The organism is Oscillospiraceae bacterium NTUH-002-81 (assembly GCA_032620915.1).
GTDB lineage: Bacteria > Bacillota > Clostridia > Lachnospirales > Lachnospiraceae > JAGTTR01.
Genome location: CP136052.1, coordinates 45,353 through 72,060 on the forward strand (window position 1 = coordinate 45,353; position 26,708 = coordinate 72,060).

Consider the following 26,708-nt stretch of genomic DNA (forward strand, 5'->3'; position numbering starts at 1 on the left):
AGCTACTGTTTTATTTGCAAATCGTCCATGTCGGGAAAGTATTCGTCAATGCCGTCGATGTCGATAAATATTGTGCGTATGTAGTGTGCATGAGCATCCGTTCTCCAGCCGAAAAATAAGGCGGGCGTGAAGAAAAGATTGTATTCGTTGGGCAGGAGAGCGGAGATCGTCTGGATGAGGTCTGACTGGTTGGTATACCCGTAGTTGACCTGGCGGTTGTGATCAGATACCATAATCCAGCGTTTCAAGTCGGTTCTGTTATCACTGCCATATATATCATCAAAAAATTCGATGGTTTGCGGGTCGCATGGAAGGGCTGTGTTCTGAAGAATGTCCGTTGTTTCGATTTTCAAGAAGTCTTTGTCTGTAAAATCATCCAGATCTTTGCCGATCATCTCTTCATAAGTCATGATTAAATTTTTGGTTGCGCTCATTTGTATAAACTCCTTTCGTAGTATTGTGTGTACAACATGAGTATGACGGACGAAGGGGAAACGAAAGATGCATATATAGAAAATTTTTGACATTTTGAGTTAGGCGTGATAATATGATGATATAAAAGAGTGCTACCGATAGACGGTTAGTCCAATAAAAGTATTTAGCAAAAATTGCCGCTTACTTAGTTTGTCAGACTTGGGCGGCTATTTTTGCGTCTTATCACTATCTTTGCCGAATGTGTATCCGGCACAAAAGCAGGTCAAACCGAAGCTTGCGACTGCAATGAAATCCAAGATACTCATGGCTTAGCCCTCCTTTCCAGTGGATTCCCTTTCGGGTTTCTATGTAATCAGAGGGTCGCAGTCCCTCTGGAGAAGGACTAACCGCCTACCGTTATGGCAACACCCATATCTTAATTATAACAGTGAGGAATCAGGGATGCAATGAAAATCTTGTTGAATCTGGATAGTAGATTTTGTTGTCAAAATGAGATGGCAGCTTCAAAAACCTCCTTTTTATGGTCTTTTCACGAGTTTGTTGTGGGGTTCGAATCCCCGATGTCTCATGAAAGAGAAAGACCGTACAGATTTGTATGGTCTCTTTTTTTATTTTGCATAATTGAAGGAGCAGTGGCAGGTAATGAGAAAACAAAAACGACTATATAACTTATGTATCTTCTTGGGAGTTGCAGGTGTGATGGCACTCCTGGTTATTGGTGGGATTATATGTCGATACCAGCATACTTCTCCAGAAAGATTGCCTGATCTGGCAGAAATGGAATTTACAAAGATTCACAGTGAATCGGATGCGGATCAGGATGGAATAGATGACCAGACGGACATTTTGCAGGGAGCGCTTGCTTATGTGAATACAAAGCCAAAATATAAGAGTAAATACTATGAAAACGGTTATCCGGATGATGGCTATGGTGTATGTACGGATGTGGTGGCGTTTGCGATGAAAGATGCCGGATACGATCTCAAGGCGCTGGTAGAAAAGGATATAGAGGAGCATCCGGATGCGTATGAGGTTGCGCAGCCGGATGCCGATATTGATTTTCGGCGGGTAAAAAACCTGCAGATATTTTTTAAAAATCATGCCAGAAGCCTGACTACAGATGTATTTCAAACAGAAGAATGGCAGGGTGGCGATATTGTTATTTTTCAAAAGCATATAGCAATTGTATCGGACAGGCGCAATGAAAAGGGGATTCCATATATCATCCATCACAATGACCCCTGGCAAAAATCTTATGAACAGGATATTTTGGAAAAAAGGGATGATATTGTAGGACATTATCGCTGGGAGCCATAATTATAAAAAATCCAGAAAGAATGCATGCATATCTCATCTTAGTGTTTTTTATAGTAGAGATAGGATGCAATCGCCGGAATCATGGTCACCACAACTATAATGGTCAGGGATACTGCCATAGGTGGAACAACCGTCTGAAAACCAAGAAGGATGATGAGTACTCCTCCGATCATCCATAATTTGCCGGCCAGTCGGTGAGTATAATCCCAGTTTTCTTCGTCGTCCAGCGTCCAGGGCAGTTTGATGCCGATGGTGTAATTTTGTCTGCACTTGGGCAGGTAGTTTCCGGTAACAAGAAAGATAACACCCATGAGAAGACTGCCCCAGTTGATGAAATGAAGCGGGGCGTGCAGCGCATTACTGTAGATCAGTGCGGCACACCAGAGAGAAACCAGTGGACAAATGCACAGGATCAGACGATAAATCTTGGGACTGACGTTCTTTTTCTTTGGATCGAGACATGTCATTATAGCACAGAACATGTGCATAAACAGGCAGAATACATAAATACCGATGACAGCAAATCTTTTACTGCTGTATCCGTTCGGTGTACCGTTGAAGTCAAAATGCGTGGCAATCTGGTCAGGCAGACGATTCCACAGGAAGAGACCTAGGAATATGGGCAGAATCGTGATAATACAGGTTACAAGGAAAAATTTTCTATTCTCTTTCGGCATCGGAAGATCCTCCTTTCAGGTCTGACAGCCAGAGTAATACTTCTTCTACGACTGAAGTATTCAGAGTGTAATAAATATAGTTCTTTTCTTTTTGTTCAAAAATAAGGCCGGATTTCTTTAAAATACTCAGGTGATAAGAAATCGTTGCCCCTGTCATATCAAAATGTGCGCCAATTTCTCCGGCAGACAGTCTTCCGTCCTTCAAAAGTGTCAGGATTTCCCGGCGGGCAGGATCGGAAAGTGCTTTAAATGTCTCTGCAAATCCCATGTGAAACAGCATCCTTTTCTGTATATATCTTTTGTTGATGAATCTATTTAGAAAAGTTTCTAATTACTTTATAACACAGATGTTTGGAGGAGTCAACAAGTATTTAGAAGAATCTCTAAATAACAAAATAAGATTCATTTCATCGTTGTCTGAGACAGAAATAAGAAAATTTATGGAACAGAATGATCATAACTTATTTGTTATTTGGTAATTTTTCGGAAATTACTGATATTGCATTGATTTTATCATAATGCTATGATAATAAAAGACAGGAACAGCAGACAGGAATAGCTGTTGCTTTGAATATTTTGAGGTGAAATATGCAAAAAGACAGGAATAAAGGATTTACACTTGTAGAGCTGGTGATCGTAGTTGCAATTCTGGCAATTCTTATAGGAATTCTTATGCCAACTTATTCAAAATATGTGGAGAGAAGCCGAGAGTCAACGGATCTTGAGAATGTTCGAACAGCGTATAGCAAAGTGATGATAGAGACGGGAATAGAAGAAAAAGAGGATGTGAAGGAGATTGTTCATCTGAAACAGAAAATTGCAAAATGGCAGTCAGCAGATACGGTTACGATTGCCGGAATTTCTCATTCAAACAGTGATCCTGATACCGTGCACTGGAAAGGCTATCCGGTTCCGGGTGGTATATGTGAAGTTTCCATAAATCCGGAAACAGGTGTACTGTTTGAGTGGAAGGATGGAGACGGAGATAGCATAAAAACAAACTGGTTTAATATGAATGAAGATTTTGATAAGCTTTTGAAGGAGAGCGGTGCCCTGAATGGTGTGAAGGGAACATTTGAGATTGATTCCAGATGCCAGAAGTCGTTGATGGTTTCTAAAATTGTGGACAAAATGGAGTCTGACAGTTTGCTTAAGCGGGGAACATGGGCATTTTATGGAAATCCTTCTACGGCATCCAAGCGTTGTATGATTTGGACTTCAGCAAATACAAATGAGGTTGGCGAAGGTAAAAAGATTCCGGTAATTATCTGTACAGCAGATAATAAATTCTATGTTTCAGAGTCAACAACTGCAAAACGGGTCGGTTATGGTCCTGATTATATAGCAATTGCCGGTCATTTAAATGCAAGTGTGAGAACGGAAATAGCGGGTGCTGCGAAAAAATATGACAGTTTACAGGATGCTTATAATGCATATGAAAAGCTGCTTACAGAAGGGGACTACAAACAATATAAAGACACATTGCCCCAATAAGGACATTTCCATAAAATCGGGCGGCAGCTGAAGTTGATTCGTCCGCGAAGATGTAAAGCCTTTGAGAAACAGGATTCTTTTCCCTTTACAGGAGTAGGAAATGCGTATAACATAGAAAATAAAAAATATCATATAAATGTGGAGGAAAACTATGGATTATTCAATTAACACAAAATGTGTGCAAGCAGGTTATACTCCCGGCAATGGAGAGCCGAGACAGATTCCGATCATTCAGTCAACCACCTTCAAATACGATACCAGTGAGGATATGGGTAAGTTATTTGATCTGGAGGCATCCGGCTATTTCTATACCAGACTTCAGAATCCAACCAATGACCATGTGGCGGCGAAGATCGCGGCACTGGAGGGTGGTACTGCAGGAATGCTTACTTCTTCCGGACAGGCGGCAAACTTTTTTGCCCTGTTTAACATCTGCGAGGCAGGCAGCCATATTGTCTCTTCCTCATCTATTTATGGCGGAACATACAATCTGATTTCCGTAACAATGAAGAAAATGGGCATTGATGTAACGTTTGTGGATCCGGACTGTTCCGAAGAAGAGCTGAACGCAGCTTTCCGGGAGAATACAAGAGCGGTATTCGGGGAGTCCATTGCCAACCCGGCGCTGACGGTACTGGATATTGAAAAGTTCGCAAAAGCAGCCCATGCCCATGGTGTACCGCTGATCGTGGATAATACTTTTCCCACACCGGTAAACCTGCGGCCGATTGAGTGGGGGGCAGATATTGTAACGCATTCTACTACAAAATACATGGATGGTCATGGAGCTGCTGTGGGTGGTGCAATTGTAGACAGCGGCAAATTTGACTGGATGGCCCACGCAGACAAGTTTCCGGGACTGTGTACGCCTGATGAGTCCTATCATGGCATTACTTATGCAGAGAAATTCGGCAAAGAGGGGGCATTTATCACGAAATGTACATCCCAGCTTATGCGTGACCTGGGCTGCATTCAGTCCCCACAGAATGCGTTTATCCTGAATCTGGGACTGGAATCCCTGCATGTGCGCATGCCGAGACATGTGGAAAACGGTCAGGCAGTGGCTGAATTTCTGGAAAGCCAGGAGAAGGTGGCGTTCGTCAACTACCCCGGCCTGCCCTCCAATAAATACTATCAGGTGGCGCAGAAATACATGCCCAACGGCGGCTGCGGCGTCGTTTCCTTCGAGTTAAAGGGCGGAAGAGCAGCGGCAGAGAAGTTCATGAAAAATCTGAAGCTGGCAGCCATCGAGACCCATGTGGCCGATGCCAGAACGTGCTGTCTGAACCCAGCAACCTCCACCCACCGGCAGATGAACGATGAGCAGCTGGCTGTAGCAGGCATCCCGGCAGGGCTGATCCGGATTTCCTGCGGCCTGGAGGACAAAAAAGACCTCATCGCAGACATTGCTCAGGCGCTGGAGGCGATCTAAGGACATAGAAAAATGACGGTCTGTGTGAAATGCAGGCCGTTATTTTATGGGGAACTTTAGTCTTGGCACAGGGTTGTGAGGATGTTATGCTATGGAAAAGGAGGGGATATATATGTACCAGTTGAACGTCATAGATGGAATGGGAATTGCGGGAAAGACCCGTTTCCTTAATCGGATTTCGCAGAAGGGCTGGCGGCTGACCGGTGGAAATGTGTGGTGCTTTTGCTGGGAAAAGGGCGAGCTGGAGCAGTATGCAGTCGTGCCGGACAGATATTTTACGCTGTCCTGGACGGAGGCCGGGGAGAAAGGCTGGGAACATGTGTGCACGGTGAATAAGACCAGCTATTATCGGGCAATCAAGGGACAGGAGCAGCAGCCCCTGTTGCAGCAGGAAAATCTGGATCTGAAAGAACAGCCGCAGTCGCAGTTCCTGTTGGTAGTGCTTTTGTGCGTAAGTGTTTTTTATGCCGGGAAAACATATCTGACAGAACAGCCGGTACTGGGTATTTTATATTGGGTAAGTTTTCTGATGGTAATATTGCATATACTGCTCAGAGCGATCATGGAAAGCCGTGATATTTCCCAGATAAGGGAAAATGGAAAGCCGCAGGAAGGATCGGCGACAGGATACCGGCTGCAGGAAGGCTTTGGCTGGGTAGAATGGGTGGCTAAGATCGTATTCCTTGCAGTTGTTGTTGTAAAACTGTTTCTGGAGTAGGAGGGGACTTTCGACGGCTGCGGGTGTTGGAGTTTCAATGGTTACAGGCGTTGGATTTGTGATTGTCTTTCCCGATCTGCTGCTGTACAATGAAGAAAGTATGACAGCAGGAAAGGAGTATTACAAAATGGAACAGTTTTCTTATAAAAGAACCAATGTATATGAAGTGGCAGACGAAGTGCTGATGCAGGATATCTTTGCTTTTGCAGAGGAGTATAAAACATTTCTGGGAAAGGCAAAGACAGAGCGGGAAGCGTGCTCGTATGTGGAGGAGGAAGCGCAGCGGCAGGGCTATCGGCCTTTCCGGTTCGGTACTAAGCTGGCACCGGGAGATAAGGTGTATTACAATAACCGGGGAAAGAATATTTATCTGATCCGGGTGGGCAGTCGGGATGTGGCCGAGGACGGCATCCGCATTGTGGGTGCGCACATCGACAGCCCGCGGATCGATCTGAAACAGATGCCGCTCTATGAGTCGGACGGCGTGGCACTGGGTAAGACCCACTACTACGGGGGCCTGCGCAAATACCAGTGGGCGGCAATTCCGCTGGCGCTGCACGGCGTGGTGGTGTTGAAGGACGGCAGTGTGCTGACTGTGAAGATCGGCGAGGATGCGGCGGATCCGGTGTTTTACATTAGTGATCTTCTGCCCCATCTAGCGGCCAAGCAGAATAAGAAACCGTTGGGCGAGGCCATTGAGGGTGAGGATCTGAATATCTGGTTTGGCAATATCCCTTATCAGGCAGCGGACAATGATAAAGACAAGACGGTGAAAAACAACCTGCTCCATATTTTTAAGGAAAAATACGGCATCGAGGAGGCAGATTTCCTGAGCGCAGAGCTTTCCCTCGTTCCGGCATTCCAGCCCTCCGATGTGGGCCTGGATCGCTCCCTCATCGGCGGCTATGGCCATGACGACAGGGTGTGCGCCTATGCGGCCCAGAAAGCCATGTTTGACGAGACTTCCCCGGAGCACACGGTGATGGTCGTTCTGGTGGATAAGGAAGAAATCGGCAGCGAGGGCACCACCAGCATCCAGAGCGCCCTGTTTACAGACCTCATCGACGCCATTGCGGCTTCTTTCGGTGCGTCTTCGGCAGCCGTGCGCGCGGTGTCCAAGTGCATTTCCGCGGATGTGGATGCGGCCTTTGATCCCAACTATCCGTCCGTCAGCGAGAAAAACAACGCGTTTTATCTGTCCTGCGGCGCAGGCATGATGAAATTCACCGGTGTGCGCGGCAAGGGCAATTCCAGCGACGCGGATGCGGAGTACATCGCTTTCCTGCGGAAGATTTTCGATGAAAACGGCGTTATCTGGCAGACCGGTGAGCTGGGCAAGGTAGATTTCGGCGGCGGCGGAACCATCGCCAAATTCGTGGCCCAGATGAACATTGACACCATCGACCTGGGCGTGCCGGTGATCTCCATGCATTCACCCTATGAGGTGATCTCCAAGGCCGATCTGTATGAAAACTACCTGGCATTCCGGGCGTTCCTTAAGTAAAAACCCAGATGCCTTACAGAAAGAGAATGATGCCTTTCGAATTGCTCCGTACGTTGTACTCCCGCAATTCTCCCCCACATTCGGATATCGTTCGACATGCGTCGAACTTTTATCCTCATATTGGGGCGGGTCTCAAGTTCAAAAGTTTTATTGTGCAAGCACAACCGTCTTTTGGACCTTTCGACCCTGGCATCTATAACATAATTTCTACATAAAGGAAAAGCAGATTTCATATATCCTCTTTACAATGAAAGACAGTAAGGAGGAGAAACAGATGCGTTATTTATATGAAAAAGCAGATCATTTACACGATAAATGCAAGATCAGCACCAATACGATATTTCTCCTGTACACGATCGCAGCATCGTTTGTGATCGGATTTGCCGTGATGACGGTGGGAGCGCTGGCTACAGGACATCCGCTGGGAGAGAGCCTGATGCTGATTATGGTCGGAGCGCTTTATATCAGCGCGGGGCTTGGATTTTTCGGAGGCGTGCTGTATCTGATGCGGCGCTGATCCGGGAAAACACGATAAAAGAATATGAGATACCCCTTTGGGAGGTGCGGGAAGAGATTCCTGTGCCTCCTTTTTGCATGCCCTTGTCATCCGCGCTATTCTGCAGTTCACGCGCGCCATTCGCAAAACTGTATCCCTGTAAATATATAGGAAAAAGAGGTTGCTTTTTTCCTATCAGGATAGTATGATATAAGAAACGAATGAAAAAACCGAGAAAATCTCAAAAGACTATATAAGGTAAGGAAGGGATATCATATGAAAATTTCAACGAAGGGAAGATATGCGCTGCGGCTCATGCTGGATATTGCGCTCCACGATACAGATGAACCCGTGCGGGTGAAGGACATTGCAAAGCGGCAGGACATTTCTGTGAAATATCTGGAGCAGATCATTTCCGTGCTTGTGCGGGCGGAATACCTGCGGAGCATCCGCGGTCCCCAGGGCGGTTATCGGCTGACGAAAAAGCCGGAGGATTACAAGGTAGGCATGATTCTGCGGCTGACAGAAGGCAGCCTGGCGCCGGTGGACTGCCTCATGGGCGAGGACAACGACTGCTCCCGGGCATCAGAGTGCGTGACACTGCGGTTGTGGAAGGAGCTGGATCAGGCCATCAAGAGCGTGGTGGACAAATATACGCTGGCTGATCTCATCGAGTGGCACCAGGAAATGGGAAACGACTACGTGATCTAACAGTTCACGCAGATTTTAAAAAAAAGGTATTGACAAATCCAGAAAAAAGGAAATACAATCTACTTAATTCCTACGGAACATATAGGAAAACAAAACTTAGTAGGAAAGCAAGAGAATACAAATTAAGAAAAGAGGAGATGCATATGAGGTATAAGGCACAGAGCAGTACGGATCGTTGTTGGATGCAGCGAATGTGTAGCGGCAAGATGGATGCAGCCGTCATGTGCAGCTGCCTGAACAGATAAAGCAACCGATGGTAAATGGGATCATATGAAAAAATCAGATTTGAAAAAAGGAAAGGATGGAACAAACAATGGCTATTTATAAAGGAACATTAGGACTGATTGGAAATACACCTCTGGTTGAGGCAGTGAATATTGAGAAGAAATACGACCTGAAAGCAAGACTTCTGGTGAAGCTGGAGTATTTTAACCCGGCAGGAAGCGTAAAGGACCGTATCGCCAAGGCGATGATTGAGGATGCAGAAGAGCGCGGCCAGTTAAAGCCCGGCTCCGTCATCATCGAGCCCACTTCCGGTAACACCGGTATCGGCCTGGCAGCCATCGCAGCAGCCAAGGGCTACCGCGTGATCCTCACCATGCCGGAGACCATGAGCGTGGAGCGCAGAAACATCCTGAAAGCTTACGGTGCAGAGATTGTTCTGACAGACGGCGCCAAGGGCATGAAGGGGGCCATCGCCAAGGCAGATGAGCTGGCAGCAACCATTGAGAACAGCTTCATCCCGGGACAGTTCAACAACCCGGCAAACCCGAAGGTTCACAGAGAGACCACCGGCCCGGAGATCTGGAATGACACCGAGGGTGCTGTTGACATTTTCGTAGCTGGTGTTGGTACCGGCGGAACCGTAACCGGTATCGGTGAGTTCTTGAAGAGCAAGAAGCCGGAAGTGAAGATCGTGGCTGTTGAGCCTGCAACTTCCCCGGTGCTTTCCGAAGGAAAATCCGGCCCGCACAAGATTCAGGGTATCGGCGCAGGATTTGTTCCGGAAGTGCTGAACACACAGATTTATGACGAGATCATCCCTGTGGAGAACGAGAAAGCTTTCGAGACATCCAAGGAGCTGACAAGAACCGAGGGCGTCCTCACCGGTATTTCTTCCGGTGCAGCCCTGTACGCAGCACTGCAGCTGGCACAGCGTCCGGAGAATGAGGGCAAGACCATCGTGGCACTGCTTCCCGACAGCGGAGACCGATATTATTCCACACCTCTGTTTACAGAGTAAGAGGCGGAAGGGCTAAATATCATTTGTGTTTGCACAATCGCGGGAAAAGGCTTCGTGATGTATTTTCCCATGAACATAAAAGCAAAGCACTATTTCACAGTATGTGGATAGCGGAGCATGCATGGTGAGCGTGTGAAGCACGGAATAATTTGAGAGATAAAGATAAGAAAATAATGATATAGGAAAAGTAAAAGTAATATTAAAAAATGGAGGATATATAAAATGGGTGAAAAAATTAAGAGAGCAGACAGAAAATTCAAATTTGAGACATTACAGCTTCATGTGGGACAGGAGAATCCGGATCCGGTCACTGACGCAAGAGCCGTGCCGATCTACCAGACCTCTTCCTATGTATTCCGCAACTGCGACCATGCAGAGGCCAGATTCGGCCTGGCAGATGCCGGCAACATTTACGGCCGTCTGACCAACCCCACCGAGGATGTTTTTGAGCAGAGAATCGCAGCCTTAGAGGGCGGCGTTGCAGCACTGGCTGTTGCATCCGGTGCAGCTGCCATTGCATACACCATCGAGAACCTGGCACACAACGGCGATCATATCGTTGCTGCTGAAAATATTTACGGCGGTACTTACAATCTGCTGGCACATACCCTGCCGGAGTACGGCATCACCGCTGATTTCGTAGATCCTTTCGAGGAAGGCGCTTTTGAGAAAGCCATCAAAGAGAACACTAAGGCAATTTTCATCGAGACACTGGGCAACCCCAACTCCGATGTGGTAGATATCGAGAAGGTGGCAAAGATCGCGCATGCGCACAAGATCCCGCTGGTTGTAGACAATACGTTCGCAACCCCTTATCTGGTACGCCCGATTGAGTACGGCGCAGACATCGTGGTACATTCCGCAACCAAGTTCATCGGCGGCCACGGAACAACCATTGGCGGCGTTATCGTAGACAGCGGTAAGTTTGACTGGGAGGCATCCGGCAAGTTCCCGTCTCTCACAGAGCCCAACCCCAGCTACCACGGCATCAGCTTCACCAAGGCAGTTGGCCCGGCAGCATTTGTCACCAAGATTCGTGCGATCCTGCTGCGTGACACAGGAGCAACCATTTCTCCGTTCCATGCATTCATTTTCCTGCAGGGCCTGGAGACACTGTCCCTGCGCGTAGAGCGTCATGTACAGAACGCATTAAAGGTGGTAGAGTACCTGAACAACCATCCGCAGGTAGAGCGCGTACATCATCCTTCTGTTACCGATGATCCGGAGCAGCAGGCATTATATAAGAAATATTTCCCGAATGGCGGCGGTTCCATTTTCACCTTCGAGATCAAGGGCGACGAGAAGAAAGCCCGCGACTTCATCGACAATCTGGAGCTGTTCTCCCTGCTGGCAAACGTGGCAGATGTGAAGTCCCTGGTCATCCATCCGGCTTCCACCACCCATTCCCAGCTGAACGAGGAGGAGTTAAAGGAGCAGGGTATCTACAAGAATACCATCCGTCTCTCCATCGGAACGGAGAATATTGACGATATCATCCAGGATCTGGATGAGGCGTTCAAGGCGATCCAGTAATATTCGCCTACATCATTATTTTCATATTACCCATATATACCTCAGAAAAAGAGCTGACGCGACGCAGAGCAATCTGTGACGCGGAGGCTCTTTTCATTTCATATGAGACAAATGAAAAAGAAAAGAGACTGCCTAGTACAGACAGTCCTTTTCGGTCGTTCTGCCACCCACAGAATATAAATGTAAAAGGTGGTAATTTTTTTGATAAATGATATTAAGCGGGCAGAATGGTAATCCGTCCTTCTCTTGCCAGCGCAATGTCCACGTGGAAGAATTCCACGGAAGCGCACACCTTATCGGTAAACGTGAGCAGCCAGGCCTCTCTGCTGGTGGGCACAGGCCCCAGAGGGAACATGTGGGACAGGATTGCCTTACGCTCCTTCTCGGAAATGTCAAAGCGCTCTGCACTGTTCTTCGCAGCTGTCCGCGGGTGGTCAAAGGCCATCAGCTTGCCGGAGGGGGTATCCTCGCCGTATGCGTATAAGAAAAAGTCATGCAGCAGACCTGCTCTTGCGGCTGCGGTCGCGTCCCATCCCAGCTTTCTGGCGATCAGCCAGGAAATATAGGAGACGTTGATGCTGTGCATCAGTCTGGTTGTCTTTCTGTGCTGCCGGTACAGACTTAATTTCTGAAATTCTGTGTCTTCCAAAATATCACGGACAAGCGCAAGAAATTCCTGCTCAATATCACCGGAGACTGTAATGTCCATCGGTAATCACATCCTTTCCGTTCATAAGAAGAAAATCTTCTGTTACTATCAGTATGACTTTATGGTAACCAAAAGTCAATCGGGTAATTGCAATCATCATAAAAATTTAAGAAATTAAAAAAAAGAAAAGTGAAACTATTTTTTCGGTTTCGTGGTCTAATATATGTAGCTACAAAGAAATACGAGGTGGTAGACATGAGAGATGTGCAGACACCGGAAGAAGTGATCCATGCAACGCTGGTAAAACAGTATGACAAATATTACCGGCTGGCCTTCTGCTATGCGAGCAATCAGGAAGATGCCATGGACATTGTGCAGGAAGGGGCCTGCCGGGCCATCGCAGCAGCAGAGCAGTTAAAATATCCCCAGTTTGCAGATACATGGGTTTACAGAATTATGATCAATACGGCGCGGGAATACCTGCGCAGGAACCGCAGGGAAGTGGCAGCAGGCGAGGAGCTGCCCGAGGAAGGACGGGAGGATACCTACGAGGAAACCGATCTTTACCGGGCATTGCAGCAGCTGGACGAGAAGGAGCGCACCGTGGTGATCTGTAAATATTTTGAAGATATGACACTGGATGAGATCGCGGATACGGAAAAAGAAAACGTCAATACCGTGAAATCCCGGCTTTACCGGGCGCTGAAAAAGCTGCGGGGGTATCTGGAGGAACCGGCAGGGGCCGGAAGCAGCAGAACAGGAAAGAGGGGTGTCGTTTAAATGAAGGACAGAGAAGAAAAGAAAAAATGAAGCCGGGGAATGCAGGATGGAACTGTATATGCAGAAGCTAAAAAAACAGTATCAGGCAATTCCGGTCCCGGAGGAGGGCATTTTCCGCATGGAGCAGGCCATCCGGACAATGAAAAAGCAAAATGGGTATAAGATACAGAGGCAGAGAAGATCATTTTGGAAGGGTGCCGGTATGACAGCCGCTGCAGCAGCGGTGTGCATCACTGTTCTGGCCAACAGCAGCGCATCTGTCAGCATGGCCATGGAGAAGATCCCGGTGTTGGGTGTTATCGTGAAAACTGTGACTTTCCGGGATTTCCAGGTGGATGAGGAACATTATCAGGCAGACGTAAACGTACCGCAGATGAGTGCCGGGGATGAGAACGGCAGTCAGGAGCTGCAGGATAACGTGGCAAAAATCAATGCGAACATTCAGTCCTATACCGATCAGTTTGTGGAAGAATTCAAGCAGTCCATGGAGGAAAACGGAGAAGAGTATGAAGGCCTGAACATTTCCTATGATGTGGTAACCGACAATGACAAGCTGTATTCCATCAAGGTCAGTGCATTGCAGACTGCAGGGGATGCTGTGGAGACGAACCGGTATTATCATCTGGATAAAACCACCGGAACGGAATTAACGCTGTCCAACCTGTTCAGAAGTGGCAGTGATTATACCACCGCCATCAGTGATGAAATCAGGAAACAGATGAAGGAACAGATGGAAGAGGATGACAGCAACAGGTATTTTCTGGATGAGGAGGACTTCCCGGAGTGGAATTTCAGGCAGATCCGGAAGGATCAGAACTTTTATATCAACAGTGATGGAAAACTGGTCATTGCCTTTGACGAGGCAGAGGTTGCGCCTGCGTCCATGGGATGCCCGGAATTCGTCATCCCCACAGAAGTTATCCAGGATATGTTGAATCCGGGACTGTCGTTGATCCGGTAGTTGATTGAGTAAGGGAATGAAATTATAAATGAAGTGCGTAAATTGAGAAAATATATTCAAAATTTACGCACTTTATTTTTGGGTGAAGGATTGTACCGGTAAAGCTTTCAAGCTGCTGTCTGTGATCAGGAAACGTTCCATCCGACGGAGGTCTGCTTGTTGACAAGAGCGGAAATAAAAAGGTATGATAGTTGCTGTAAAGTTGCTATAAAAAATGAAAAAGAGATCTACAGAAAAATTCTGTGACAGACAGAACAGAGAACCGGATCAGATGACAATGGAGCGAATATCATGGAAATTACAATAGCGGAATTTAGAAAATGGGAGCCGGGCAGTTACCGGCTGATTGACATAAGAGGTGATCAGGATGTGGCTTATGGCATGGTGCCGGGAGCAATCCACATGCCGGCAGAGGGACTGCTGGAGGCTGTCAGGGAGAATCCGGAATTTGCCGGACAGAAGCTGGTGGTCTACTGTACGAGAGGACGGTTCAGTGTAGATGCTGCGGCAGAGCTTAAAGAGGCCGGATATGAGGCATACAGCCTGGCAGGAGGTTATCTGGGATGGCTCATGGACGAGATGAAGCGGGAGGAAGAGACGGAGGAGGATGTCTGTGAGAAGGTGGAGCGGAGTCTGATGAAGAAGTTCCGCCGCTCCGTCTGGTGTCAGTTTACAAAAGCAGTGCGCCGATATGAGCTGGTAAAAGAGGGAGACTGCGTGGCGGTCTGTATTTCCGGCGGCAAGGATTCCATGCTGATGGCTAAGCTGTTTCAGGAGCTGCAGAAATACAGCAAGGTGCCTTTTTCGGTAAAATACATTGTCATGGATCCGGGCTACAGCCCTGAGAACCGGCAGGTCATCGAGGATAACGCCAAGAAGCTGCACATTCCGGTGGAGATTTTCGAATCCGATATTTTTGATTCGGTGTACCATGTGGAGAAATCCCCCTGTTATCTGTGCGCCAGAATGCGCCGCGGCCACCTGTACAATTTTGCAAAACAGCTGGGCTGCAATAAGATCGCCCTGGGCCATCACTACGATGATGTCATCGAGACGATTCTCATGGGCATGCTCTACGGCGCCCAGATCCAGACGATGATGCCCAAGCTGCACAGTACCAACTTTGAGGGCATGGAGCTGATCCGCCCGCTGTACCTCATCCGGGAGGATGACATCAAGGCGTGGCGGGATTACAACCACCTGCATTTCATCCAGTGCGCCTGCAAGTTCACGGACACGTGTACCACCTGCAACAACGAGGAAAATCGTTCCAAACGGGTAGAGATCAAGGAGCTCATCCGCACCATGAAGGAGAAAAATCCCGATGTGGAGGCCCATATTTTCCGCAGTGTGGAAAATGTAAACCTGGATACGGTGATCGCCTATAAGCAGGGCGGGAAAAAGCATCATTTCCTGGACAGCTACGACGACAGGCAGGAGTAAGAAGATAAAGATAACGGCATTGTGTGTTGCGGCATACGGTGTCGTTATTTTTATGATATAATGTGCGAATCATGATATAATGTGCGAAGGGAAAAACAAGCGGCTGTTATTGGAAAAGGATTCGCAGGATAAGAGAAAATGTAGAATGCTAAATCGGGATATGCAGGAGTGTCACTGTTATGATCAGAGAATTACGAAAAGCAGATATAAATAAAGTTGCAGAGATCTGGTTAAATACCAATATAAAGGCACATGATTTTATTCCTGCTCAATATTGGAAAAGTAATTTTGAATTGGTAAAAGAACTGTTGTTACAGGCAACGGTCTATGTCTATGAGGATAATCAGGAAATACAAGGCTTTATAGGGCTGAACGACGAATATATAGAGGGCATTTTTGTTTCTGATGAAATGCAGGCGCAGGGTATAGGTAAAATCCTGTTGAATTATGCGAAGGATAAAAGGAACAAATTGTTTTTGAACGTATATTGCAAAAATACACGGGCAGTATCTTTTTATCGAAGAGAAGGATTTGAGATTCAGTATAGTGGCCTGGATGAAGCTACCGGGGAAAAAGATTATGTAATGGCATGGCAGCAGGAAAATCAGACGCATTTCGATCGGAAGTTAGGGCGGTGAATGTTATGTGGTTTTGGTGGTTTATGTTACAGAACAGTCCGTTCAATGAAAAATATGGATACATGGAAAAAAGAATCCATATGCTGGCATTGGTGTTGATCGTGGGAATTTGTACCGGATGTGGTAAGGAGAATACAGGAATCGAAAATTCTCCGGTGAAAGAACAGACCGCTTCTACAAGCAGTGAAAATGATGAACTTGAATCGAATGAAGAACTGAGAATTGATTTTACTTATGATTATTCTATGGATATTAAAGCAGATGTAGATGATGTAGTATCTGACTCCACATCTCTACAGGAAGAATTAACAAATATTGAGAAGATTACACAAAAGTATACCCCATTAGCTGAGGCAGCACAAACGCAGAGCGAAATGAATGTAGCCGCTCAATGGCTTTATACGATATGGGATACGGAATTGAATAATCTTTGGAGCAGATTCAGCAATTTGGCGGATCAGCGGACGAAGGAGAACCTTCTTACCAAGCAGAGAAACTGGATAAATATGAAAGAAGAAGTAATTTTATTAAATGTTGGATCCAGAGAAGAAAATGGTAGCATGTATCCGCTCCTTCAGAATTCTTTCCTGGAGGAAATTACAAAAAACAGGGCTTATATTCTGGCAAGAGAGTTAGCGAAGATAAAAGGGGAAGCATTTGTTATGCCGGAAACTTCCGCAAAGTATGGAACATTTGTAGACAATCAGGGAACCGATGCTGTATACAGTTCTTTGATTACCAGGCAGAACTGGGAAGGCGAAGATGAGGCTGTGATTTCCATTTACAGACAGGGCGAAACAGAAGGAACTTTTGTCGATAATGGAAACGGAGAACTGGTCTATGCATCAAAAGATGGGAGTGTGAAGGGCATTATCAAAATCAACGGATGGAATGGAGCAAACTTTAAAGTTACGGAAATATCCGGTGAATCTCCTTTCTCCCCAGGAGAAGAATTTGAATTTCCCTTGCTGTTTTAGCAGGTATCCTTTGGGGATAGAAAAAGAAGAATACGCAATGTTGTGACAACAGAAAGGTGTCGGTTATGCAATGAGTGATACAACGGACTTTTATGATATGATTGAATGGTCAAAAAAAGGCGGGTATCAAGGTTCAACGATATCTTTTTATGATTATGATACTGGTAAAATTTATGAGCCATTTCAAAAGCAGAGAAATGTATTATATGGAAAACCGGTTTATCTAAAGAATTCTTTTTGGCTTTTACAGGGAGATTATAATAGCGGGAAAATCGCTCTATTCCAGTATCTTCCAGATAATCCCCCGAAGTTGATCACACAACTGAATATAGGGGACGTAGACCCTTATAATCTGCGCATTATCGGAGAGGATGTTCACATTACAAGCGAGGATGATGCGTTTACCAGCTATTATCCGGAAAGTTTTAGATTTCCCAAGAATCCCAATGAAAGTGTAATGATGATAGCAGATGGAAAAGTATATCTCTCAGCCTGGGTGGAAGAGGGCTGGGACGATGAAAAAGACTGTGCAACCGAAGAATATAAATATTATGAAAAAGTGATCGTGAGAGATTTCAAGGGAAATGTGTTATCAGAGGCGCTTGGCTCTTTGCAGCAGCACCAAGATGGAACATGGTGGATATCATAGAACAATCAGATTATATTTTCCATAGAAACGGACAACTTCCAGTTGATATTTCACATATTTTAGGAAATTTAATAACTGTTATATTTGATTATCAAATTCTTCGCAAACCCTTGAAAATACTAAGTTTGTAGCAAGTGAACTTTCCCTTACTCTTTCCCTTGTGTTACATTTTCCCATTGCTTTTCATGAACCTTAATATGGGAAAAATTAAGGGAAAGAAAATTTCATAACACAATATAACATATAACAATAACGACATGGTGAACTGATTGAAATGTTTTCGATATTTAACTCTGTAACTGATTATCAAAAGAAAATGGAGATAAGATACGATGAGAACAATTTATGCAGAATATAATATAAACCACGATAGTATTGATGTTTACACAAGTGCTGGATATATGCTTCGCATTGATTGCTGGGAAGCTGAAAAAAATTTAAAAACCACATATGGATCAGAATGTGCGCTTACTTCATTGGCTGTGGATGAGCCTTTGGAATATGCAAGATTATATCTTGATGGCAATTTACAGATGTGGGTGGATACAGAAGATTCATTAGAACTTTATTAAGCAAGAAGTGAGATAGTGTTGTAGGGAGTTTCCTGTAGTTAAAGATACCACACCCGATATGATGAACCCACGCTTATACACTACCAGCTATGATAAAAGAAAGGACAGCAATTTGACACTGCTGTCCTTTCTTTTATAAAATTGCAGTACACAGAAAAAAGCTGTAAAATGAAAAATATATTTGTCCTTGTAACAATTCTCGGACATTTGCCTGTTATACTATCTGCAAAAAGAAAAGGAAGTGATAATATGAAGCATATTTTAATTGTCGAAGATGATAATCTTTTGAATAAAACGCTTACTTATAATTTGGAATTGGACGGTTACACAATAACTTCTGTTCTGAATGCAAGGACAGCCGCTGAATCATTAAAAACAAACATTTTTGATTTGGTATTGCTGGATATAAATTTACCAGACGGAAATGGTTATGACCTATGCCGTCTTATCAAGCCAGAGCATCCTGATACAGTAGTTATATTTCTAACTGCCAACGATCAGGAAAGCAATCAGATACGGGGATATGAAGCTGGTGCAGTGGATTATATCACGAAACCTTTTTCGATTAGTGCTTTGCAGCGAAAAATCAAAGCCATGTTCGCTATGTTGGAGCATCACAAACCAGCTAAGGATATTTACGAGGATGGTAGCTTGTTTCTGGATTTTTCGGAACAATTTGCAAGTTTGAACGGGAAACCATTAGCACTTTCTGCGATGGAATATAAAATGTTGAACCTATTTCTTAAAAATCCGAAGCAGGTACTTACTCGCCAACAATTTTTAGAAAAACTGTGGGATGTTGATGAAAAATATGTAGATGAACATACCCTTACTACTTCTATCAGCCGTATTCGCAGTAAGATTGAAGCGGATGGCGACACATATATCAAAACGGTTTATGGTATGGGGTATCAATGGACAGGAGGCGAAAAGAAATGAATCTGAATAACCTTTCTGCTAAGAAAATTTGTAGACTGGTTAGTGCTGGCATGGTTTTCTCTATGCTGGTAATTACCGGTATTTTCGGCGGTATAATGCAGGATATACGAATTTTTATAGTGGGTGGAACATTGACACTCTGTGCGTTTTTCTGGATTTGGCTATTGGTGCTGATTTTTGGAAAACGCCTTTCTCATTTTACTTCTAATTTGTGCCGGACGCTGGACAACATGATTGATGGAAACGAGGAATTACAAAAGTCAAATGATAGTGAAACTCTTTTTGCCCGTATCAACCACCGCTTAATTCGGTTGTATGAGATTATGCAGAAAAACCGGCACAAGGTAGACATGGAACGACAGGAGCTTCAAATGCTGATTTCTGATATTTCACATCAAGTTAAAACGCCTGTCAGCAATTTGCAAATGGTAACGGACACACTTTTAACAAAGCCTGTTTCAGAAGAAGAACGGATGGACTTTTTACAAGGCATACGTAGTCAGACTGATAAACTGGATTTTCTGTTCCAAGCACTGGTTAAAACGTCCCGGTTGGAAACCGGAGCAATACGATTAGAAAAGAAAGACAGCAGCTTATTCCATACGCTTGCACAAGCCATGAGCAGTATTGTATATGCCGCAGAGAAAAAAGAAATTGCTGTATCCGTGGATTGCCCGGAAAATTTGATAATCTCCCATGACAGCAAGTGGACAAGCGAAGCCCTTTTCAATCTGCTGGACAATGCAGTAAAATACACTCCGTCAGGTGGAAAGATTTCTGTATCAGTGGTTCAGTGGGAAATGTACGTAGAGGTCAAAGTGACCGACACCGGCAAGGGCATTTCAGAAAGCAATCAGGCTGCCATCTTCCGGCGCTTCTATCGTGAGGAAGAAGTACACGATCAACAGGGTGTGGGAATAGGTTTGTATTTGGCTCGTGAGATTGTAACAAGGCAAGGGGGCTATATCAAGGTTGTTTCAGAGCTGAGGCAAGGCTCAGAATTTTCTATTATGCTTCCTGTAAGGTAAGATATAACCACTTTTTTTGAAATGTCCGAGCGTTGTAACATTTCACTCTGATTTTCGATAAAAATTTTTTCTATCTCGGACATTTGTGTAACATTTGTGGTTTACAATGGCTTTATCAACAGATAGAAAGCCTTGAAAGGAGCATTTGAATATGAGCATTTTACAAACAATCGACTTAAAGAAGTATTACGGCACAGAACCAAATATTACTCGTGCCCTTAATGGTGTAAATTTTACTGTGGAACAGGGAGAATTTGTTGCCGTAGTTGGAACTTCCGGCAGCGGTAAGTCTACATTGCTTCACATGATGGGAGGACTTGATACCCCCACTTCCGGCAGCGTGATTGTACGGGGAGAAGAACTCGCAAAAAAGAATGATGATGAATTGACAATTTTCCGCCGTCGTAACATCGGATTTATCTTCCAAAATTATAATCTGGTTCCGATTTTGAATGTATATGAAAATATCGTCCTGCCTGTGGAACTGGATGGCGATACAGTAGACCAGAAATTTATGGACGAAGTTGTGTATATGTTGGCTTTAGAAGATAAACTGGAAAATATGCCGAACAATCTTTCAGGCGGTCAACAGCAACGTGTAGCGATTGCACGAGCTTTAATTACGAAGCCTGCGATTATCCTTGCTGATGAACCGACCGGAAATCTTGATAGCAAGACCAGTGCAGATGTGTTAGGGCTTTTGAAGCATACCAGCGGAGAATTTAATCAGACCATTGTAATGATTACTCACAACAACGAGATCGCTCAACTCGCAGACCGCATTGTACGGATTGAAGATGGTAAAATTGTTGGCTAAAGGAGGTGGGAATTATGAATTATCCTTTTGAAAATGATACCAGTGCAGTAATTAAAAAATTAGCACGAAAAAGTGTGCGTTTTGATAAGAAGAAAAACTTATTTTGCCTTTCGGCAATTATTGTAGCCGTTGCTATGATAATGATGTCGTTGCTCACAGTGCAAAATATCATTTATCAAAATCAGAAAGAAATCGAAGGATTACATCAAGGGATTTTCTTTGACATTACGCAGGACAGTAAAGAAAAGTTGTTAGCAAACGAAGAAGTAAAAAGTGTAGGACTTTCCTGTAATATCAAAACAGTGAAAGAAAATTCTAAAGAACTGTCTCTGATTTATTATGATGATGACATGCTTAGTTTGATTCCTGCCTTTGACGGAAAATATCCAGAGAAAGCAAGTGAAATTGCTGTTACAGATGCCTTTTTTGCCAGTGAAAATAAGTCTCCGGAAATCAACGCCATAGTTCAGTTGAATCTGGATGGTACTTTGAAGAATTATACTATTGTTGGTATTTATCATGATAAAACTTCTACCGCTTATCCTGTTTTTGTTTCACTTGAAAAATGCCGGGAATTACGTGGAAATAACCTGCTTAATGGATATGTTTGGCTTGAAAATGCAGATACCCTTACAAAAGACGAAGCAACAGAAATATTATCTCAAATTTCAGAGGAGACTGGACTGAATAATTGGACAGTCAGCAGTTACTATGATTATGTAAATACAACTTTGTCCTTCAGTAATTATGCGGTATATGGTGTAGTTGCTGCCATTTTGTTTTTAGCTGCCGCACTTGTAATTTACAGCATTTTCTATATTTCGGTTGGACAAAAAGTTGCTGAGTTCGGACAGCTTCGGACAATAGGGGCAAGTAAAAAGCAAATTTATAAAATAGTTCTTAAACAGGGTTATATGCTTGCAGTTCCGGGGATTTTAATTGGTAGTATCATGGGAACGATCATCAGCTATTGTCTGCAATCAAAAGGCTGGTCAGTATTTGCATTTATTGTTTCTCTATGTGGCGCATGCCTTTTTGGAATACTGCTTGTTTATATTAGTGTTCGTAAACCAGCAAAAATTGCAGCGAATACTTCTCCAATTTCCGCCCTGAAAAATCCAGTGGGAATTGTAAATTACCGCACTCACAAAAGACATCGTATTACGCCTGTATATTTAGCGAAAATCAGCTTTTCCAGAAACAGAAAAAAATCTCTATTGACCATTTTATCATTGGGACTGTGCGGAGTTATATTTTTCCTTGCAGCAAGTTATCAGAGTTCTTTTAATGCCGAGAGTATGGCTCGTTATTGGGATATGAAGTACGGAGATTTCAAAATCAGCATTGATTTAGAAAACGAAAGTGAAAATTTGGATGCTCTCTTGCAGAAAGAATATTTTTCTGATTATGTAAAGCGTGTTGGAGATATAGAGGGAGTTAGCAATATATTTACTTATGCTACCGTACCAGTTGATTTCTCAACAGACAATGATATTTCAGATAGCACCTTGATGCTCGGCTATAATGAAAAGGATTTGGCGTCGCTAAATGCAGCGGTTTTGTCTGGAAATATTACTGATGATACAGAATTAGTTGTAAGTGATCCCGAACGTATTTATGATGTTTACCATTGGAAACCTCAAATTGGGGATACTGTGACCTTTAATTTCAAAAATCATAGTGGTAAAACAATAACAAAAGCATTCAAAATTGGTGCAATCACTTCCAGCAATGATGGAATGGGTGGCTATATTTTCAGAATGCCGGAAAATATGCTCAAAGAACTTGCAGGTTATGACTGTACATACGCAATCGAAATACAAGCAGAAGCTGAATATCAGGAGATAATCGAGCAAGAACTCAAATTACTCGTTTCTGACAATAGGGATGTTCGCTTACAAACCCTTCAAGATTTTATTGTAGAACACCAATCAGACAATCGTGCAGGTTTTACATTAGCTTATGCGATTGCAGCCATCTTGTGGATATTTGCGGTCATCAATCAAATCAATCTTACTGTGACAAATCTTTTATCACAGAAACAGGAAATGGGCACACTAAAATCTATTGGTATGACAAATAAGCAGTTGAAGCAAGCATTTATGATGGAAGGTCTTTTTACTACTTTGATTGCATTGCTTATAACTGCTGTTGTTGGAATCCCCGGCGGATATGCAATCGGTATATTTTTGAAAAATGCAGGCATGTCTACGGGATTTGTATTTCCGGTTGTTGCTTTTACTCTTTTTGCTGTTGCTATGTTTATGCTTGAAAGTTTGATGACAATATTGCTTATTCATTCATGGAAGAAGCAATCTGTTATTGCAATAATGCGAAATTGATGATAGAAAGCTTTTCATATCTCGGTCAGCTCCACAATTACATTACTCTGCTGATACAGCCAGTCCGTAAATTCTTTCGGGCTGGCTGTTCCTGTTTTTACAGCCTTTTTTCTCTGTAATACTTCTTTTTCATACAGTAAATTTTCACTAGGCTGGTATGGAGTAATTTTACTGTCTATACAGTAAGTTGAAAATACTAATATGGTCTTTTTTCTAACCAAACTTTAAGATAACATCTAATTCCAACATATGCGCCCTGCGAAAGTACGAAAAGCAATAGAAGATTTACTGACAGTACTTTTTTGATTGATTCTCCAAAATAAATGACAATAGCAACACTTGTCAGTATCATTAGTAGAGTAATAACATCCCAACAGTTTTTCTTATATAATTCTATAACCTTTATTTCTATCAGTATCGCCAGCATCCCTGTTCCTGCCATACATATTCCTACAATCAATATTAGCAATAACCAATATACCATTCCGGCTATAAAAGCATTTGGAATTTTTGTACTAATCTGTGCCGCAGAATGCCCGGCATCAATCGTCCATCCGACAAAGGTTTGTATGAATGATGCTAAATCATTGAAGAATGATTTACAATCGACAAGGAACATATCTGACTGTACTGCCTGAAAAAGAGTGGTTGTCAACGAATACCATGCAAGAAGGAACAAGGTTGTTTGGAACATTACCGTTTTTGCTTTATACTGTCCTGCAAGTCGCTCTTTTTGTGTTTCGTATTTTGCTTTTGCATTCTGATAGGCTGTCCGGTTACAGGCTTCACATTTTTCATAGAGTACCGGCTTTTCTACCGGTATTTCTACGATTTTCTGATGTGTCCGGGCATAATCCCGTTCCTGTGTTAAATAGCATATTTTATCTTGACATTCCTCTATCATGACGTTTGCGCTTCGCAACTTCTCTTTCTCGATCCGCAATGCTCTGTCTGCCAGCTTCAAGTCGTTCTTTAATGCTTGAATATTCCCGGCTCTGTTCTCTTTGTTTAATTTCTCGTTCAAGGTCAGAGATTCGCTGAGCTGCGTCTTCAGTTCCACGATAAGCTGTTCTTTCTGTTCTAGTTCTTCTTGTATCTCCTCGGTCAAGAGCAGAAGTTCTTCCAACTGTTCGGCGTTCTTTGATTCTCTGGATTCGTTCATCTATATCACGTCCTTTCTCTATCTGCTGTTCCAGTTCAGCAATTCGGTGTTCTGTTTCAGTAATAAACTGTTTTCGCTGTTCAGCTTCTGTGCCAATTTCTGCCATTGCTGATTTTCGTTTTCCAAAAGCTCTATCTTCGTTTTCTGTTCTTCCATCTTGGAAAGCAGTTCCTCGGTATTTGGCAAAATGTTGAGCAGCTCGGATAACTCGTTGTTTAATTTTTGTAATTTCTGATTCTGTTTTTGCATAAGAGAGAGTTGAGTGTCCCGGTTCTGCATTTCCAGAATCATTTCTGCCATTAGGTTCTGCTGTTCTTCGATTTGACCAATCATGGATTCCATTAAGGGTATAATTTCCCGGCTTTCTTCTAATGTCATTTAATCGCTCCTTCCATAATGATAATGCACCCGATACTTTCCCAAAGGTGTTTAGTATCTTTTGCAATAACGTGTTTTGCTGTTTTATGATTTGATTTTCCGCTACTTTCCACGAACCTTTTATTTCCTGCCCGGCAAGAAATTTTTGTTCAATCTTTCTTGCGTCAGCACCTTCATGGATGGTAGGAATCTGGAGTTTTCCCTGTTTTTCATAAGAACGGTGATTAACCTGATTATGCAAAGGAAGATGTTCATTACACACCTTTGCCCACTCACTCCGCCACAGCTCACAATTTTTTGGATTGTTCCATCCAGTAGCATCGGTCAGCACCCGTTTCCATTGCAGGCGGTTTCTTGCTCCAATCTTCTGAATTCCGTTTTCGTCTAATACAGGGATACGGATTCCATGACGGTCAGGGTTTTTCTTATCCTGCCACCAGTTCGGATGGGATTCATCAATCACGATATTTCCGTTTTTATCTCTGACAAAATCCCAATCCTTGACTTCTTTCTTTCCCCAAGAATGATCCGGGTTAAAAGGACGCATAGTTAGAAGCAGATGGACATGGGGGTTGCCATCCCCTTTGTCGTGGATACTCCAATCAGCGCACATTCCTCTATCTACAAAAGTTTTTTGGATATAGTCGGTTGTATATTGAATTTGTTCCTGTCTGCTCCATTCTTTGGGGAGGGCAAATTCAAATGACCTGCCAAGTTGGGCATCTGCATTTTTTTCAATCTTCAATACCTCATTCCATAACCTCTGTTTCTGAAATGTGATTTTGAATTTTTCTAAAGCAGCTTCTTTATCTTCTGACCTTTTGTAGCGGACAGATTTTTGAAAGCGTTTTATATTTTCTTCTGGTACTATCTGCCATTCAGGAGGTGCGTTTTCACACATCATCAGACTGGTGTAGACCACTTCTTTTTTAGAAGTGTAATAACTGATTCTCCCGGTTTCCTCGTTTTTCATCACATCCCCATTGAGATATGCGGAAGCGGAGATAACAGATTTCCCTTTACTTCGTCCGACTATTTTGATTGTGTAATGAAAAATCGCCATATCTGGATTCCTCCTTTCTGCACATCCGGTATAGATTTCCGGCAACATTGCTTTCGATTTTAGAAAAAGCAGCATTGCCAGAACGCCCTCTGCGTAAGAGTGCCCTGCGCATAGCAGCCTGCATGGAATGCGCCTCTCTGGCGAAGAGTGCCTCCTGTGGCATGAGCAGGTCTGGCTGAAAGCCCCGCCGACGGAACGAGCCCGGCAAGCGTGAGCGCAGACCGGTTGCCACTTGTGGCAAACTTATTGGGACGACCTCTGGTTGTCCATAAGTGCGCCCTTCATGAAAAAGCAATGAAGGGAATGAAAAACTCATCCCATCCGCCATTACACTTCCTCCATATCGGTATTTGTTTCTTTCTGCATTGCCTTTGAGAAAAATTTCCCATTGGCTTCCTGCTTTTTCAGAAAACCAATCAGCTTTGGGATGTCTTCCTCCTCAATAGTCGCACCAAGAACGGATTCCACCGCACCGCCAACCTGACAGAGCCTATGGGTTCGTTTTTTACTTTCTTCGGCTTTCTTTCGTTTTAGAAGTTCTTTCTTCTGTGCTGCATATCGTTTTGCTTTTTCAAGGCTTTCCTGTTCCTTCTTTTCCATTTCAAGCATTCGTTCTTCATAACTTTTTGTTGATTTTGCCATTCTTACATTCTCCTTTCCTTCACAAACATAAGTTCTCGGTTGCGTATCAGAAGAAGCACATGGTATAATCTTCTTGCGTGTAGGTATATCATGGCTTCGGTCTGATAG

Annotated in this window: 28 protein-coding genes; 20 read left to right on the forward strand and 8 right to left on the reverse strand. The window is 43.8% G+C overall.

Going from position 1 to position 26,708, the window contains the following annotated elements:
* Positions 1-2: 2 nt before the first annotated feature.
* Positions 3-434 carry a hypothetical protein gene (locus RJD28_00255; protein WNV58045.1) on the reverse strand — a complete coding sequence of 144 codons (432 nt, stop codon included), beginning with the start codon at positions 432-434 and terminating at the stop codon, positions 3-5.
* Between the two features lie 643 nt (positions 435-1,077).
* Between RJD28_00255 and RJD28_00260 the strand changes: the two genes are divergently transcribed.
* Positions 1,078-1,752 (forward strand): DUF1287 domain-containing protein, encoded by a 675-nt coding sequence (locus RJD28_00260; GenBank protein ID WNV58046.1) that lies wholly within the window; start codon positions 1,078-1,080, stop codon positions 1,750-1,752.
* A gap of 38 nt (positions 1,753-1,790) precedes the next feature.
* Here RJD28_00260 and RJD28_00265 read toward each other — a convergent pair whose 3' ends face one another.
* Complete coding sequence (locus RJD28_00265) at positions 1,791-2,429, reverse strand: SdpI family protein (protein WNV58047.1); 639 nt, start codon at positions 2,427-2,429, stop codon at positions 1,791-1,793.
* Entirely contained in the window at positions 2,413-2,697 is a 285-nt protein-coding gene (locus RJD28_00270) for an autorepressor SdpR family transcription factor (protein ID WNV58048.1), read from the reverse strand. The genes RJD28_00265 and RJD28_00270 overlap by 17 nt, the downstream gene beginning before the upstream one ends.
* 320 nt (positions 2,698-3,017) lie before the next feature.
* On the opposite strand from RJD28_00270, the gene RJD28_00275 reads away from it, so the two are divergent.
* The 8 genes from RJD28_00275 to RJD28_00310 all read left to right on the forward strand — a co-directional run bounded on the left by RJD28_00275 (position 3,018) and on the right by RJD28_00310 (position 11,560).
* On the forward strand, positions 3,018-3,923 hold the full coding sequence (locus RJD28_00275) for a prepilin-type N-terminal cleavage/methylation domain-containing protein (protein WNV58049.1): 906 nt from the start codon (positions 3,018-3,020) through the stop codon (positions 3,921-3,923).
* 151 nt (positions 3,924-4,074) lie between these two features.
* A complete protein-coding gene (locus RJD28_00280) occupies positions 4,075-5,355 on the forward strand; it encodes an O-acetylhomoserine aminocarboxypropyltransferase/cysteine synthase family protein (GenBank protein ID WNV58050.1) in 1,281 nt (426 codons plus the stop codon).
* Between the two features lie 112 nt (positions 5,356-5,467).
* Positions 5,468-6,073: a hypothetical protein gene (locus RJD28_00285; GenBank protein ID WNV58051.1), complete on the forward strand. Its 606-nt coding sequence runs from the start codon at positions 5,468-5,470 to the stop codon at positions 6,071-6,073.
* Positions 6,074-6,110: 37 nt separating this feature from the next.
* The gene (locus tag RJD28_00290; protein ID WNV58052.1) at positions 6,111-7,577 is read left to right on the forward strand and encodes an aminopeptidase; all 1,467 of its coding nucleotides are present in this window, start codon (positions 6,111-6,113) and stop codon (positions 7,575-7,577) included.
* 274 nt (positions 7,578-7,851) lie between these two features.
* Positions 7,852-8,094 (forward strand): hypothetical protein, encoded by a 243-nt coding sequence (locus RJD28_00295; protein WNV58053.1) that lies wholly within the window; start codon positions 7,852-7,854, stop codon positions 8,092-8,094.
* A gap of 255 nt (positions 8,095-8,349) precedes the next feature.
* Positions 8,350-8,784: an Rrf2 family transcriptional regulator gene (locus RJD28_00300; protein ID WNV58054.1), complete on the forward strand. Its 435-nt coding sequence runs from the start codon at positions 8,350-8,352 to the stop codon at positions 8,782-8,784.
* 313 nt (positions 8,785-9,097) lie between these two features.
* Complete coding sequence (cysK, locus tag RJD28_00305) at positions 9,098-10,027, forward strand: cysteine synthase A (GenBank protein ID WNV58055.1); 930 nt, start codon at positions 9,098-9,100, stop codon at positions 10,025-10,027.
* A gap of 222 nt (positions 10,028-10,249) precedes the next feature.
* A complete protein-coding gene (locus RJD28_00310; protein WNV58056.1) occupies positions 10,250-11,560 on the forward strand; it encodes an O-acetylhomoserine aminocarboxypropyltransferase/cysteine synthase family protein in 1,311 nt (436 codons plus the stop codon).
* 214 nt (positions 11,561-11,774) lie between these two features.
* Here RJD28_00310 and RJD28_00315 read toward each other — a convergent pair whose 3' ends face one another.
* Entirely contained in the window at positions 11,775-12,269 is a 495-nt protein-coding gene (locus tag RJD28_00315) for an HD superfamily hydrolase (protein ID WNV58057.1), read from the reverse strand.
* A gap of 195 nt (positions 12,270-12,464) precedes the next feature.
* Between RJD28_00315 and RJD28_00320 the strand changes: the two genes are divergently transcribed.
* The 11 genes from RJD28_00320 (at position 12,465) to RJD28_00370 (ending at position 23,355) form a co-directional block, all read left to right on the forward strand.
* Positions 12,465-12,989 (forward strand): sigma-70 family RNA polymerase sigma factor, encoded by a 525-nt coding sequence (locus tag RJD28_00320; GenBank protein ID WNV58058.1) that lies wholly within the window; start codon positions 12,465-12,467, stop codon positions 12,987-12,989.
* A gap of 58 nt (positions 12,990-13,047) precedes the next feature.
* Positions 13,048-13,950, forward strand: coding sequence for an RsiV family protein (locus RJD28_00325; protein WNV58059.1), 903 nt, complete (start codon positions 13,048-13,050; stop codon positions 13,948-13,950).
* 291 nt (positions 13,951-14,241) lie between these two features.
* Positions 14,242-15,393, forward strand: coding sequence for an ATP-binding protein (locus RJD28_00330; protein ID WNV58060.1), 1,152 nt, complete (start codon positions 14,242-14,244; stop codon positions 15,391-15,393).
* Positions 15,394-15,572: 179 nt separating this feature from the next.
* Complete coding sequence (locus RJD28_00335; protein WNV58061.1) at positions 15,573-16,031, forward strand: N-acetyltransferase; 459 nt, start codon at positions 15,573-15,575, stop codon at positions 16,029-16,031.
* Entirely contained in the window at positions 15,983-17,008 is a 1,026-nt protein-coding gene (locus RJD28_00340; GenBank protein WNV58062.1) for a lysozyme inhibitor LprI family protein, read from the forward strand. Before RJD28_00335 ends, RJD28_00340 begins: the two co-directional genes overlap by 49 nt.
* A gap of 70 nt (positions 17,009-17,078) precedes the next feature.
* Positions 17,079-17,657, forward strand: a complete 579-nt coding sequence (locus RJD28_00345) for a hypothetical protein (protein WNV58063.1) — start codon at positions 17,079-17,081, stop codon at positions 17,655-17,657.
* Positions 17,658-17,989: 332 nt separating this feature from the next.
* Complete coding sequence (locus RJD28_00350; GenBank protein ID WNV58064.1) at positions 17,990-18,229, forward strand: DUF6061 family protein; 240 nt, start codon at positions 17,990-17,992, stop codon at positions 18,227-18,229.
* Positions 18,230-18,478: 249 nt separating this feature from the next.
* A complete protein-coding gene (locus tag RJD28_00355) occupies positions 18,479-19,168 on the forward strand; it encodes a response regulator transcription factor (GenBank protein ID WNV58065.1) in 690 nt (229 codons plus the stop codon).
* On the forward strand, positions 19,165-20,196 hold the full coding sequence (locus tag RJD28_00360) for a HAMP domain-containing sensor histidine kinase (protein WNV58066.1): 1,032 nt from the start codon (positions 19,165-19,167) through the stop codon (positions 20,194-20,196). Before RJD28_00355 ends, RJD28_00360 begins: the two co-directional genes overlap by 4 nt.
* A 151-nt stretch (positions 20,197-20,347) precedes the next feature.
* A complete protein-coding gene (locus tag RJD28_00365) occupies positions 20,348-21,013 on the forward strand; it encodes an ABC transporter ATP-binding protein (protein WNV58067.1) in 666 nt (221 codons plus the stop codon).
* 14 nt (positions 21,014-21,027) lie between these two features.
* Positions 21,028-23,355: an FtsX-like permease family protein gene (locus RJD28_00370; protein WNV58068.1), complete on the forward strand. Its 2,328-nt coding sequence runs from the start codon at positions 21,028-21,030 to the stop codon at positions 23,353-23,355.
* A gap of 196 nt (positions 23,356-23,551) precedes the next feature.
* On the opposite strand, the gene RJD28_00375 is transcribed toward RJD28_00370, so the two are convergent.
* From RJD28_00375 to RJD28_00390, 4 genes are read right to left on the reverse strand one after another with little or no spacing between them, the layout of a single operon-like run.
* Positions 23,552-24,259 carry a DUF6040 family protein gene (locus RJD28_00375; GenBank protein WNV58069.1) on the reverse strand — a complete coding sequence of 236 codons (708 nt, stop codon included), beginning with the start codon at positions 24,257-24,259 and terminating at the stop codon, positions 23,552-23,554.
* Positions 24,237-25,958, reverse strand: a complete 1,722-nt coding sequence (locus RJD28_00380; protein ID WNV58070.1) for a MobA/MobL family protein — start codon at positions 25,956-25,958, stop codon at positions 24,237-24,239. Before RJD28_00380 ends, RJD28_00375 begins: the two co-directional genes overlap by 23 nt.
* Entirely contained in the window at positions 25,915-26,286 is a 372-nt protein-coding gene (locus RJD28_00385; GenBank protein WNV58071.1) for a hypothetical protein, read from the reverse strand. The genes RJD28_00380 and RJD28_00385 overlap by 44 nt, the downstream gene beginning before the upstream one ends.
* Complete coding sequence (locus tag RJD28_00390; protein WNV58072.1) at positions 26,286-26,600, reverse strand: relaxasome subunit MobC; 315 nt, start codon at positions 26,598-26,600, stop codon at positions 26,286-26,288. The genes RJD28_00385 and RJD28_00390 overlap by 1 nt, the downstream gene beginning before the upstream one ends.
* Positions 26,601-26,708: the final 108 nt, after the last annotated feature.

Coding starts and splice junctions, on each gene's coding strand:
- RJD28_00255 (WNV58045.1), bottom strand. CDS start 434: ATGAGCGCAACCAAAAATTTAATCATGACTTATGAAGAGATGATCGGC.
- RJD28_00260 (WNV58046.1), top strand. CDS start 1,078: ATGAGAAAACAAAAACGACTATATAACTTATGTATCTTCTTGGGAGTT.
- RJD28_00265 (WNV58047.1), bottom strand. CDS start 2,429: ATGCCGAAAGAGAATAGAAAATTTTTCCTTGTAACCTGTATTATCACG.
- RJD28_00270 (WNV58048.1), bottom strand. CDS start 2,697: ATGGGATTTGCAGAGACATTTAAAGCACTTTCCGATCCTGCCCGCCGG.
- RJD28_00275 (WNV58049.1), top strand. CDS start 3,018: ATGCAAAAAGACAGGAATAAAGGATTTACACTTGTAGAGCTGGTGATC.
- RJD28_00280 (WNV58050.1), top strand. CDS start 4,075: ATGGATTATTCAATTAACACAAAATGTGTGCAAGCAGGTTATACTCCC.
- RJD28_00285 (WNV58051.1), top strand. CDS start 5,468: ATGTACCAGTTGAACGTCATAGATGGAATGGGAATTGCGGGAAAGACC.
- RJD28_00290 (WNV58052.1), top strand. CDS start 6,111: ATGGTTACAGGCGTTGGATTTGTGATTGTCTTTCCCGATCTGCTGCTG.
- RJD28_00295 (WNV58053.1), top strand. CDS start 7,852: ATGCGTTATTTATATGAAAAAGCAGATCATTTACACGATAAATGCAAG.
- RJD28_00300 (WNV58054.1), top strand. CDS start 8,350: ATGAAAATTTCAACGAAGGGAAGATATGCGCTGCGGCTCATGCTGGAT.
- cysK (WNV58055.1), top strand. CDS start 9,098: ATGGCTATTTATAAAGGAACATTAGGACTGATTGGAAATACACCTCTG.
- RJD28_00310 (WNV58056.1), top strand. CDS start 10,250: ATGGGTGAAAAAATTAAGAGAGCAGACAGAAAATTCAAATTTGAGACA.
- RJD28_00315 (WNV58057.1), bottom strand. CDS start 12,269: ATGGACATTACAGTCTCCGGTGATATTGAGCAGGAATTTCTTGCGCTT.
- RJD28_00320 (WNV58058.1), top strand. CDS start 12,465: ATGAGAGATGTGCAGACACCGGAAGAAGTGATCCATGCAACGCTGGTA.
- RJD28_00325 (WNV58059.1), top strand. CDS start 13,048: ATGCAGAAGCTAAAAAAACAGTATCAGGCAATTCCGGTCCCGGAGGAG.
- RJD28_00330 (WNV58060.1), top strand. CDS start 14,242: ATGGAAATTACAATAGCGGAATTTAGAAAATGGGAGCCGGGCAGTTAC.
- RJD28_00335 (WNV58061.1), top strand. CDS start 15,573: ATGATCAGAGAATTACGAAAAGCAGATATAAATAAAGTTGCAGAGATC.
- RJD28_00340 (WNV58062.1), top strand. CDS start 15,983: ATGGCAGCAGGAAAATCAGACGCATTTCGATCGGAAGTTAGGGCGGTG.
- RJD28_00345 (WNV58063.1), top strand. CDS start 17,079: ATGAGTGATACAACGGACTTTTATGATATGATTGAATGGTCAAAAAAA.
- RJD28_00350 (WNV58064.1), top strand. CDS start 17,990: ATGAGAACAATTTATGCAGAATATAATATAAACCACGATAGTATTGAT.
- RJD28_00355 (WNV58065.1), top strand. CDS start 18,479: ATGAAGCATATTTTAATTGTCGAAGATGATAATCTTTTGAATAAAACG.
- RJD28_00360 (WNV58066.1), top strand. CDS start 19,165: ATGAATCTGAATAACCTTTCTGCTAAGAAAATTTGTAGACTGGTTAGT.
- RJD28_00365 (WNV58067.1), top strand. CDS start 20,348: ATGAGCATTTTACAAACAATCGACTTAAAGAAGTATTACGGCACAGAA.
- RJD28_00370 (WNV58068.1), top strand. CDS start 21,028: ATGAATTATCCTTTTGAAAATGATACCAGTGCAGTAATTAAAAAATTA.
- RJD28_00375 (WNV58069.1), bottom strand. CDS start 24,259: ATGATAGAGGAATGTCAAGATAAAATATGCTATTTAACACAGGAACGG.
- RJD28_00380 (WNV58070.1), bottom strand. CDS start 25,958: ATGGCGATTTTTCATTACACAATCAAAATAGTCGGACGAAGTAAAGGG.
- RJD28_00385 (WNV58071.1), bottom strand. CDS start 26,286: ATGGCGGATGGGATGAGTTTTTCATTCCCTTCATTGCTTTTTCATGAA.
- RJD28_00390 (WNV58072.1), bottom strand. CDS start 26,600: ATGGCAAAATCAACAAAAAGTTATGAAGAACGAATGCTTGAAATGGAA.